Here is a 10,948-nt window from a genome sequence, read left to right as displayed (position 1 = left end):
TGAAATAAAGTCAAAGTGAGACATAGGATTCACTCACTTCGACTTTATTATCATTCGTTAGAATTTGTTTTCAGTACAAACGAACTTAAAGGGGCAACGGTAATATGACTCTTTTTAACCCTTTCTATTTCTTCCAGGCCCGCCCGCTGACCATCTACTAAAACGGACCAATCACCTTCGTGGGGAATAGAAATGGTTATCGTGTCCCAATTTGCATTATGAATCACTGCAATTTTGTAATCATTATGTTTTAAAGTAAATGCAACCGCATTTGGCGGAGCATCAATGAATTGTAAATGCTCGTCAATTTCCTCGGATGTGCTTAACCTAAAAACAGCATGATTTTTCCTGAGCGAAATTAGTCCTTTCATATACTCCACTTCCCGATCTAACACTGCTCTCCTTTTCCAATCCAACCGGTTAATCCAATCGGAAGATTGATAGCTATTTTCATCCCCATCCTTCGTACGCATGAACTCTTGTCCAGCATGTATCATTGGAATTCCCTGTGACAGTAAGACGACGGCCGAAGCTAATTTATGCATCTGTTTCCGTACCTGTTCTGTCGCATCTGGATTAGTGATAAGAAGCTTATCCCATAAAGTATAATTGTCATGTGCTTCAACATAATTGATCACTTGATCTGGTCTTTGATAGGTTGCTATATCTTCGTCATATTTCAAACCACCAGCGATGCCCTTTTTTATTATATCTTCCATTCCTGGTTTGCCATTCACGAATCCTTTATCATGTTCATTCATTACAAACCCTTTTAAACCATCACGGATCGCATCGTTAAAGTGAGCGATTCCAGGCATTTTACAAGCATTCTTTTGATTTGCTTTCAGCTCTTGGGCCAGGGGTGTATCCATATCCCAGCCTTCTCCCAAAACAATGATAGATGGATCAATTTCTGTCAGTGCCTTTTTCACCTCATTCATCGTTTCCACATCATGAATCCCCATTAAATCGAAACGAAAACCATCAAGGTTAAATTCCTTCGCCCAATAGGTTACAGATTCAACGATGAATTTTCGCATCATTTTACGTTCAGACGCGGTGTCATTTCCTACACCGGTTCCGTTAGATAAGGTGCCGTCGGCGTTATAGCGAAAAAAGTAAGTGGGAACGAGTTTATGGAAGTTTGAGCCCTCCACTGTATAAACGTGATTATACACAACATCCATGATTACGCGTAAACCATGATCGTGTAAACCTTGAATCATTTCCTTTAACTCCCGGATCCTGACTTTTGGTTGATACGGATCAGTTGAATAAGAACCCTCGGGAGCATTATAATTCTGTGGATCATATCCCCAGTTATATTGTGGTTCATTCAATTTCATTTCATTGACTGTAGCAAAATCGAATATCGGGATAAACTGAACATGGGTAACACCTAGATCTTTAATATGATCAAGACCCGTTTTCGCTCCTTCAGGGCCTTTGGTGCCGGCTTCGATCACTCCTAAGAATTTACCTTTATGATGGATTCCGCTTTCAGGATGAATCGACAGATCCCGTGTATGCAATTCATAAATGACTATGTCCTCGGCTTTTTCGAGTGGTGGTTTATTCCGTGTCCACCTTTCAGGATTCGTATCATTTAAATCTATCACGACTCCTTTATTACCATTAACAGTAACTGCACGAACATAGGGGTCGACGGCTTCACTCCAGGTTTCTCCCACTCTCACTTTATATGTATAAATCAAGCCATCCTGATCTCCGTTCAGCTCAACGGTCCATGTCCCCTTCTCCGAACGAACCATCTGAATCTCCATTCCATCTGTATCATCCCAATGGTTATAAGTGACTAGCTTAGCTTCAGATGCAAGTGGTGCCCATAATCGGAATGCCGTTTTATCTTTAAGATAGGAATTTCCTAAATCTTTGCCTTCATAGAAATATAGTTCATCCAATTCCGCCGGGTTCACTGGATTAATATTTGCAATCGGCAGAGATTCCAACTGATTTTCCGCTTCATTATCCATTGGTTTTCGATTATCTTTATTTTCTTCTTCAAAGTAAGACAGTGAATCTTTAATAGGTCATTCCTCCATTGAAATTCCCATTTTAGAACAGGAATTATTAATATTTATAATCATAAGCGAATCTTCCCTCATGTTATGATTCCACAGGCGTTTCCCATCAAAACATTCGATCGGCAAATTATGTCGAAAATTCAGAAATCTACATTTAATAATCGAAAGCTATAGGTCAATTAGCTGAACCCTACCTACCATTTTATAAAAGTAAAAAAATGCCTCCATAACAGTTTTACGGTCTTGGAGGCATTTCTAGTACACTTTATGGTGTTTTAATAATTTTCACAGAGGTATCCTCAACAATTGCAGTGAAGTTCTTAACTTCAGGCTGCTCAAAGATAAAGTCAGTGATGCCGTCTTCGAGCTGTTCTTGAAGTACACGGCGGAGCGGTCTCGCTCCGAAAGCTGGGTGATATCCGAGTTCAATTAGCCTTTGTTTCGCTTCATTCGTTACATCTAAAGATAAACCATTTGCAGCAAGGGTTTCGTCTAGCTCGTGAATCATGATATCAACGATTTGCAGAAGATCTTCCTTCTTCAATGCCGAGAATTCAATGATGCTATCGAATCGGTTCAAGAATTCCGGTTTGAAGAAACTGCCTAAAGATTGTAGGATTGAAGCCTCTTCCACAGCTGAACTTGTACCGAATCCCATTACTTTTTGTTTCTCACCGACCCCAGCATTACTCGTCATGATGATTACGGTATCTTTAAAAGTAACGGTCCGCCCTTGACTGTCGGTTAAGCGGCCATCTTCCATGATTTGCAGGAACATATGCAATACATCCGGATGTGCCTTTTCGATTTCATCCAATAGGATGATACTGTAAGGTTTGCGGCGAACTTTTTCCGTCAATTGTCCAGCTTCCTCATGCCCTACATATCCAGGAGGAGAACCGATTAATTTAGAAACACTGTGTTTCTCCATGAATTCACTCATATCAAGACGAATCATCGCTTCCTTGTCCCCGAACAATTCCTCTGCGAGAGTTTTCGCCAACTCGGTTTTACCTACTCCTGTCGGACCAACGAAAAGGAAAGATCCGGTAGGACGATTTTTGGATTTTAACCCTGCACGACTTCTTCGAACGGCCTTGGAAACCTTTTTGACAGCCTCTTGCTGTCCAATTACTTTTTTCATCAGCTCCTCTTGGAGATGAACCATTTTTTCTTGCTCATCTTCTTGGAGCTTACCTACAGGTATACCAGTCTTTTGTTCGATGATATTTTGAATGTCTTCAACGGTAACGGTTGGCTTAATTGCATCTTCCCCAGCCTGCAAGGACTTTTCCAGTTTTTCTTCTTCATCACGAAGAAGGGCAGCTTTTTCATATGCTTCTTCTTTTAAGGCCATTTCTTTTTCTTTATAAATTTGAGCCAGACGCTCTTTCATGATTTCTACCTGGCCGTCTTCGATGTTCAAGTTCAATTTGGAACCAGCTTCATCCATTAAGTCTATTGCCTTATCAGGCAGGAATCGGTCTTGAATATAGCGATTCGAGAGTTCAACAGCCGCTTTTAGGGCTTCCTCACTATATGTTACCCCATGATAAGATTCATAACTATCTTTTAAACCATGTAAGATGACCAATGCCTCAGCCGTTGTCGGCTCATTAACGTGAACAGGCTGGAAGCGTCTTTCAAGGGCACCATCTTTTTCAATTTTCCTATATTCGGATAAAGTTGTTGCCCCGACAAGCTGAAGTTCACCGCGTGCAAGTGCAGGCTTCAAGATATTCCCTGCATCCATTGATCCTTCGGCTGAACCCGCTCCCACAAGTTGATGAATTTCATCGATGAATAAAATGACATTTTTTCTTTCCTGCAATTCACTGATCAATTGCTTCATTCGTTCTTCGAATTGCCCTCTAATTCCAGTATTCGAAACAAGGGACGCTACATCAAGCATATATACAAGCTTATTACGTAATTTAACAGGCACTGAACCTTCTACAATCGCTAAAGCAAGACCTTCGGCAATGGCTGTTTTACCGACACCAGGTTCACCGATTAAAACGGGATTATTTTTATTGCGTCTATTAAGAACTTCAATGACGCGTTTGATTTCTTCATTTCTTCCGATAACCGGATCGATAAGTCCAGCTTTCGCAGCATCGGTCAAATTGCGGCCATACTCCTCAAGCAATCCTCCATCCTCGCTTTGTTCAGCTGAATCCGGTTTTTGTACATCATTATAATTAAATGGATTGAATGAATTTGGAAATCCATTATATTGGAATTTTCCTGTATCCATTCCGCCCATTGCTGCTCCAAGTTTGTTTCGTTCTTCTTTATAACAAGTGGAGCACAGTTTCACATCATGCTCCTGACCATTCATATTTAGGTGAACTTGAATATTTGCTTGGTTTACATGACATTTTTCACAAAGCATGTAGTACTCCTCCTTTTAAATAATGAATTCACAATAAAACTTTGACCTTCTTTGACTTTCTGACTTTATTATACCTTGACCTTCTTTGACTTTCAATAATTTTGTCTGGGAATTTTTTTGCGATAAAAAAAGAAATTCCTTCGATTTGGTTTGCTTAGCATATTAAACTATCCATTTCCAGTCAAATAAAAAGTTTCTATGCATGCCTCTTAGTACATTCAGATATTATTGATTACCCACTTCAGGATAACCATAACCTAATCTATTAACAAAAACATCATCAATTCCCTATTTCCTTGTCCATATGCCTCATCCACTCTTATTTTAAAACAAAAAAAGAGACTGCATTAAAGTCTCTTTTTGTAAACAACAAGGGCCAGGGTTAGTCTCATCCTGATCTATTAGATTGAAGAAATCTGTGACACTTTTTCCGAATAACTGGCTAGCCAAGATCCCACGACGCTTGCTTTGATGAGGCTTGGCAGACAGTCGGTGGAAAGGGAGGGATTTCTTGAAGGACTTTGAACGTTTTTAAAGAAAAAAACTGCAGGCATACTCAATTATTTCGAGTTTGCCTGCAGTCAGAGACATCATTGAGTCTCTTTGTTCTTTATATTAAAGTTGAGTTCCTTCTATTATATTCGTTTCGCACCAATATACTTTGGCTTCCAATAACTATTATTGGTTTTAGCGTATGAAACTCCTTTAGATGATGATGAGTGTATGAATTCATTGTTTCCTATGTATATAGCCACATGTGTAGGTTTTTTCGCTTTATTTGGTGCAAAAAACAGTAAGTCACCTTTTTGCAGACTTTTAACTTTCTTTCCTTTTTTATATATGTCAGCAGCGGTTCTTGGTAAATTCTTACCAGCCTTTTGATATGAATACTTCACTAAACCGGAGCAATCAAATCCTGTAGAAGAAATGCCACCCATTTTATATTTTGTACCTAATTCACTTTTAGCCACTTTAATCGCTTTTGTATGATATGAAGCAGCTTCCACTGGGTTCCCAGCAAAAGATGCGGTTACAAGCATGGTAGCCAATGACAATCCGACGACAATTTTCTTAAACAAATTATTTTACCCCCTGATGCGATTTGCTAAACTTAATATACTAGAAAAGGTATATCACTCGCATCACAGGATCTTTACAAATATGTTACATTTAGTAGATTCAGGAAGAATGACCATATAAAACATAAAAAAAAGTCGAATCAAGTGTCCCTTCAATTTAAAGTTACTCTACCTCATAGAAAAAACAGTGGTAAGGAAACCACTGTCAAAATTCTTTTGAGAAAAATGGAAGAAATAACTTTACCCCACGCTTGTTAAAAGGTAAACATTTCAAATCTGCAATTAAATGACTTATGTATCCTAATAAACAAGTAGTGAAAATTCCGTCAATCCCCATAAAGGCTTCGAATTGATGGGCAATGATGCCAAAGAAAGCGATACCTGCAATCGAATGTGTATAACTTCTATGTGGTGTAAACGAAGCTATGATAATATAAACTCCTAACAGCCACAACCAGCTTTCCTGCAAAGATAAACCGCCGCCTAAAACCGCTAATCCAGACAAGGTCAACATATGCCTTTGTCTGATGAAAGATGAAATGATGATGATTCCGATTCCTGCCCCTACACCGATCCATTTTTCCGTTTCAGAGCCTTCCAAAAGACTATAAATGATCATTAGTATCCCCATCGTTTGTGCTATCGTTCGAATAAACTTATGTGAAAAAGTAATCCTATTACTTAACTTCCCATCAATATCCATATCGGGCATAAGACCTGAAACTCCCCCAATGCCAACCAAGAATAATGTGGTGGTTGGATCTGTTTGAAGCGTGTTTGCCGTCAAAAATCCAACTGTTGCCCCTAATGCCATGTGTGCTGTACCGTTCACTGTCTCTCTCCTGTCCCACTAAGAAGTAATCTCTGTTCGCAAGAAACGAATGTTTGTTCGAATCTCTGTATTCTAACTATACAATATTTTTGGGGGAATTTCTTTATTTTTTATAAAAAAGCCGTAGTAACCAATAATTTGAGCTTAAAAATCCCTCATTCTAAATTAAAATCACTTCTTCCAGAAAGTCTTTAATAGCTTTTTTAAGTAATTTTCATCACTTAAAACCGCAAAATATTTTTCTATAAATTGTAGTTTTTCATGAAATTTTATCCATCATATGAATATACTAATCTATAAGGGGAGTGATTCAGATAGCTTTTTTAAATGCCTTCAATAATTTTAAAAATGGGAAAAAGTCCAAGAAAATAAAGAACATGGATTTTCGGGAACAACACGTAAAGAAATCGTCTGAGCTCATCGGGAATAATGAAATTGTCCAAAATATAATTAACAATCACCTTTCCAAAAAAAATAACCACTTGTAGGGTGGTTTTTTTAATTATTATGGGAGATCGTTTCATTCTTTTCCAGCTTCTCACTCGCATCGTAAATATAGTGATACTGTAAATAGTAATCGTATATAACGTTTTGCAGGATCTTAAGCAGTGATTTATCGAATGTATCGAATTCAGTTTGGTAACTATTTAAAACAGTGACAAATTTCCCTTCCATGTTTTCGTAATAATGGATAAGAAAGTTCTTGTAATATTCACTATCACTATTGCTTTTATTCGAAATGCATGGATCGCCGGTTTGAATGGATTTATCAAGCATCGATTTGATGGATTTAGGCAGCTTTGCTTTTTTGAACTGGTTCAGTGTATAGATATCGTAGGTAAATGAAAGTCCTAATTGATTGGAATAAAAATCTACGGCACAGTCCAATGTATAGATTAAGGGAGTTTTAAAGTCCTTGCTGTTTGCAATTTCTTCTGATATCTCCAATTGATATTCCTCGGATGTTAAATACGCAGCAAATTTCATTTTTGAACTGCTCATGCTGAATACTTCATAAACGGCTGCATCTTGTTTTTCAATTTCAATTTCGATATTAAAAAATTTAAAGTGCTTTAAACGGTAAAAAGCAATCGGTGCTAGTAGGAAAAGCAATATCCAAACAAGGTAAAGAAATAACGTGTTAAAGATGATTTGATAAAATTCAGAAGTAACGATCGGTTCGATGATTAACGATATCAATGTATTTTCAAAGCCCTGGGAGATTGGGGGATTTGTGGCAGGACCAACGGCTTCCTCTGGCTTTTTCAAAGTTTGGATACCTAATTGAGCCATTGCAACGAGCGTATAAACAAAAATTAAAATTGTCCCAATCACATAAAATTTTGGCATGAATCCTATAATCCTGTCGAAAACAGAAATCCGCTTATCTTTCTGCTCCTCTATAGCCAATGTGGTTTCTCCTTTTAAGATTATTAATATCAGGAAAAGTCTACAGGGACTTAGAACTTCCTGGAGACTATCTATTTAATTTATATGTTTGTAATTATGTGAAAATACGTAAAATTCGCATAATGATTGACATATTCCAAAATACTTTCGACGTTTTCATTAAAATTAAAAATATTTCGTCGTTAAAAATGCCCAACCTCTTCATTGAAAATGAAAGGATGAGCAAAAGTTAAGGTGATTTATTTAGGACGGCCCCTTTATCGCAAATTCTTCGACCTTCCTTAAAAACAGCTCCATGGCTTTTGAGGCTTCGAGGTCTAACTTTTTCACGATTGAAAAAGGTCTTATAATGGGCTCATTTTTCAAATGAAAGGTTTTCAATTCATTGGACTTCAGTTCTTTTTGTACAGTCAAGCGTGATAACAGGGCAATGCCAAGCCCAGCCATCACCGCTTCCTTCACTCCTTGGATACTGGTGAAAATAAACGTTTTCTTTATATTTAACTCCAGGCTACTCAGAAGTTTATCGGAATATGTACGGGTTCCCGATCCTTGCTCCCTGAGCACCCATGTTTGGTTTTGGAGCAATGTGCCCTCGATGAGATCCATTTGTGAAAGTGGATGAACCGGGGGGACGACGACAATCATCTCGTCATTCATGAATGGTCTGACATCAATATCCTTATAATTCGTTTCACCTTCAATCAAGCCTATATCAAGCTTATTCGAACGTATTCCTTGTATGACTTCATTTGAATTCGAGATAATGATTTGTATGTCCACCAACGGATATTGAGCCGCAAATTCCGCTAAAACTTTTGGCAGGTAGTATTCGCCTATCGTAAAGCTTGCACCTATTTTCATCGTTCCGCTAACCACGTTATTAAATTCATTTATTTCTCTTATTGCTGTCTCATAATGATCAAGCATTTGCTTAGCATGTCTATACAAAATTTTTCCCGGCTCTGTTATTTGTACTTGTTTGGGAGAACGATAAATTAATTTCGTTCCTAACTCATTTTCCAGATTTCTTATGTGAAGACTGACTCCCGGCTGCGACAAGTTCAGAATGTCCCCTGCTCTTGAAAAGTTTTTCTGTTCGATTACGGTGACGAATACTTTTAACGGATCCATGGCAACCTCCCTTATTTACCTATGTGTTTCATTTTATCATAAGTAAAAGTAATCTTTGAAATAGCAAAAATATATTTCACTTATTTTTAATTTAGCTTTAAAGTTAAGGCATCAACAAAGATGGAGTGATCACACTGGAACAAACAAACGTCGAAACTAAAAAACTTGGATTTACAAAAGGAATAGCATTGACTTTGCTAATCGCCATTGCTGCAAAATACTTAGCGGAGCTTCCATTCCTTCATATAATGGGACAGTTAGTCATTGCGATACTGATTGGTGTTGTATGGAAAGCGATCATTGGCGTCCCAGCTTACACCGTTGCAGGGACAAATTATTCAAGTAAAGTCCTTTTGAGAATGGGCATTATTTTATTGGGAATGCGCCTGAACCTAAAGGATATATTTAATGCCGGTCCGAAAACATTTGCAGTGGGTGCCATTTGTCTTGGATTTGCTATATTGGTAGTTTATGGATTGACCCGTCTTTTTAAAGTGGAGAAAAAGCTAGGCATATTGACAGCTTGCGGAACGGGAATTTGCGGCGCTGCTGCCATCTTGGCAATTTCCTCCCAAATAAAAGCAAAAGAAAAAGATACAGCAATAGCCGTAGCGACGGTTGCTGTTTTAGGTACAACCTTCACTTTCGGTTATACAATCCTATATCCATTATTGGAGTTATCCGATCAAGGATATGGTATATTCTCGGGTGCGACACTCCATGAAATCGCTCACGTGATCGCTGCAGCGGCGCCAGGGGGAAATGAGGCAGTCGACTTGGCAGTCGTGGTCAAATTGACAAGGGTGGCCCTGCTCATTCCCGTTGCCATTTTAATCGGATTCATCATGAATTGGAAAGATCGATCAAGAGAAAACGGAAAGAGATTTTCCTGGAAGTCCATACAAATACCTTGGTTTATTTTTGGATTTTTGTTAATGAGTGCCCTTTATTCTACAGGTTCAGTACCTGAAACCATAGCCGATAAACTTGTAATGCTTTCCTATATCCTGATGGCTATGGCCATGGCAGGACTAGGATTGAATATTGACCTCGTAACCTTTAGGAAATATGGCGGTAAACCTTTTATAGCTGGACTAATCGGCTCTATATTATTGACTTGTCTCGGGTATGTATTAGTTCAGGTATTCCATTTAAATTAAGTTTTCGATTAAAAACAAGCATCCCTTAATCGGCATGCTTGTTTTTTTCTATTGGATGCGGAATATTGGCACCGTAAAAAATTTCATCCATCTCCGTTCGAAGCCTTTCTATAATTTCTTGCCTTTCTTCTGTATTCAGTTTTTCCTCTGTATACCCGAATAGGTAATCATTAATATCGAATCTTTTCAGCTTACATTTTGTGTGGAATATATTTTCCTGGTATACATTCACATCAATCATGTCATATAAACCCTTCACTTCATCAGGAATATAGTTTTGAATGGAATTAATATCGTGATCAATGAACAATTTCCGCCCATCTTTATCTCTCGTAAAGCCTCTCACTCGGTAATCGATCGTGATAATGTCGGTATCGAAGGAATGAATGAGATAATTAAGGGCTTTAAGAGGTGATATTTCCCCACAAGTAGAGACATCGATATCGGCCCTGAATGTGCTAATGCCTTCATTTGGATGGAATTCAGGATATGTATGTACGGTAATATGGCTTTTATCCAGTTGCATGACCACATTATCAGGTAAAGGCCCTGGTGATTCTTCATAAGTTCCTGTAGGTACTTCTACGACAGGACCTTCTGAAACAAGAATCGTTACACTTGCTCCTTGAGGTACATAATCCTGTTTGGCCGTATTTAAAACATGTGCCCCTATTAAATCAGAAACATTGTGCAAGATCTTCGAAAGCCGCTCTGCATTATATTGTTCATCGATATAATCCAGGTAGGCCTCTCTCTCTTCCCTCGTTTTTGTATAACATATATCATACATATTAAAGCTTAAAGATTTCGTAAGATTATTAAAGCCATGAAGTTCAATACGTTGCTCTGGTGTAAGTTTCATGATTGATTCCCCTTATATTTTTTTACGACTA

7 protein-coding genes and 1 pseudogene are annotated in these 10,948 nt (G+C 38.1%); 1 reads left to right on the top strand and 7 read right to left on the bottom strand.

Annotated elements, in window-relative coordinates:
* Positions 1-50: 50 nt before the first annotated feature.
* The 6 genes and pseudogenes from pulA to N0M92_RS23060 all read right to left on the bottom strand — a co-directional run.
* Positions 51-1,937, bottom strand: a pseudogene (gene pulA / locus N0M92_RS23085) (type I pullulanase); the annotation flags it as partial.
* Positions 1,938-2,310: 373 nt separating this feature from the next.
* The gene (locus N0M92_RS23080) at positions 2,311-4,440 is read right to left on the bottom strand and encodes an ATP-dependent Clp protease ATP-binding subunit (RefSeq protein ID WP_260288041.1); all 2,130 of its coding nucleotides are present in this window, start codon (positions 4,438-4,440) and stop codon (positions 2,311-2,313) included.
* 635 nt (positions 4,441-5,075) lie between these two features.
* Positions 5,076-5,519 carry a C40 family peptidase gene (locus N0M92_RS23075; RefSeq protein WP_260288040.1) on the bottom strand — a complete coding sequence of 148 codons (444 nt, stop codon included), beginning with the start codon at positions 5,517-5,519 and terminating at the stop codon, positions 5,076-5,078.
* Positions 5,520-5,724: 205 nt separating this feature from the next.
* Complete coding sequence (locus N0M92_RS23070; protein ID WP_260288039.1) at positions 5,725-6,351, bottom strand: metal-dependent hydrolase; 627 nt, start codon at positions 6,349-6,351, stop codon at positions 5,725-5,727.
* Positions 6,352-6,849: 498 nt separating this feature from the next.
* Positions 6,850-7,761, bottom strand: coding sequence for a hypothetical protein (locus tag N0M92_RS23065; RefSeq protein WP_260288038.1), 912 nt, complete (start codon positions 7,759-7,761; stop codon positions 6,850-6,852).
* A 243-nt stretch (positions 7,762-8,004) separates the two neighbouring features.
* The gene (locus tag N0M92_RS23060) at positions 8,005-8,895 is read right to left on the bottom strand and encodes a selenium metabolism-associated LysR family transcriptional regulator (protein WP_260288037.1); all 891 of its coding nucleotides are present in this window, start codon (positions 8,893-8,895) and stop codon (positions 8,005-8,007) included.
* Between the two features lie 134 nt (positions 8,896-9,029).
* Between N0M92_RS23060 and N0M92_RS23055 the strand changes: the two genes are divergently transcribed.
* The gene (locus N0M92_RS23055; protein ID WP_260288063.1) at positions 9,030-10,055 is read left to right on the top strand and encodes a YeiH family protein; all 1,026 of its coding nucleotides are present in this window, start codon (positions 9,030-9,032) and stop codon (positions 10,053-10,055) included.
* Positions 10,056-10,080: 25 nt separating this feature from the next.
* On the opposite strand, the gene speD is transcribed toward N0M92_RS23055, so the two are convergent.
* Positions 10,081-10,917 (bottom strand): adenosylmethionine decarboxylase, encoded by an 837-nt coding sequence (gene speD, locus N0M92_RS23050; protein ID WP_260288036.1) that lies wholly within the window; start codon positions 10,915-10,917, stop codon positions 10,081-10,083.
* Positions 10,918-10,948 lie beyond the last annotated feature (31 nt).

It is taken from the genome of Peribacillus aracenensis (genome assembly GCF_025175645.1).
GTDB classification, from domain to species: domain Bacteria; phylum Bacillota; class Bacilli; order Bacillales; family DSM-1321; genus Peribacillus; species Peribacillus aracenensis.
Note: the sequence above shows the minus strand (reverse complement) of the source record. Positions and strands in the feature narration are given on the sequence as shown.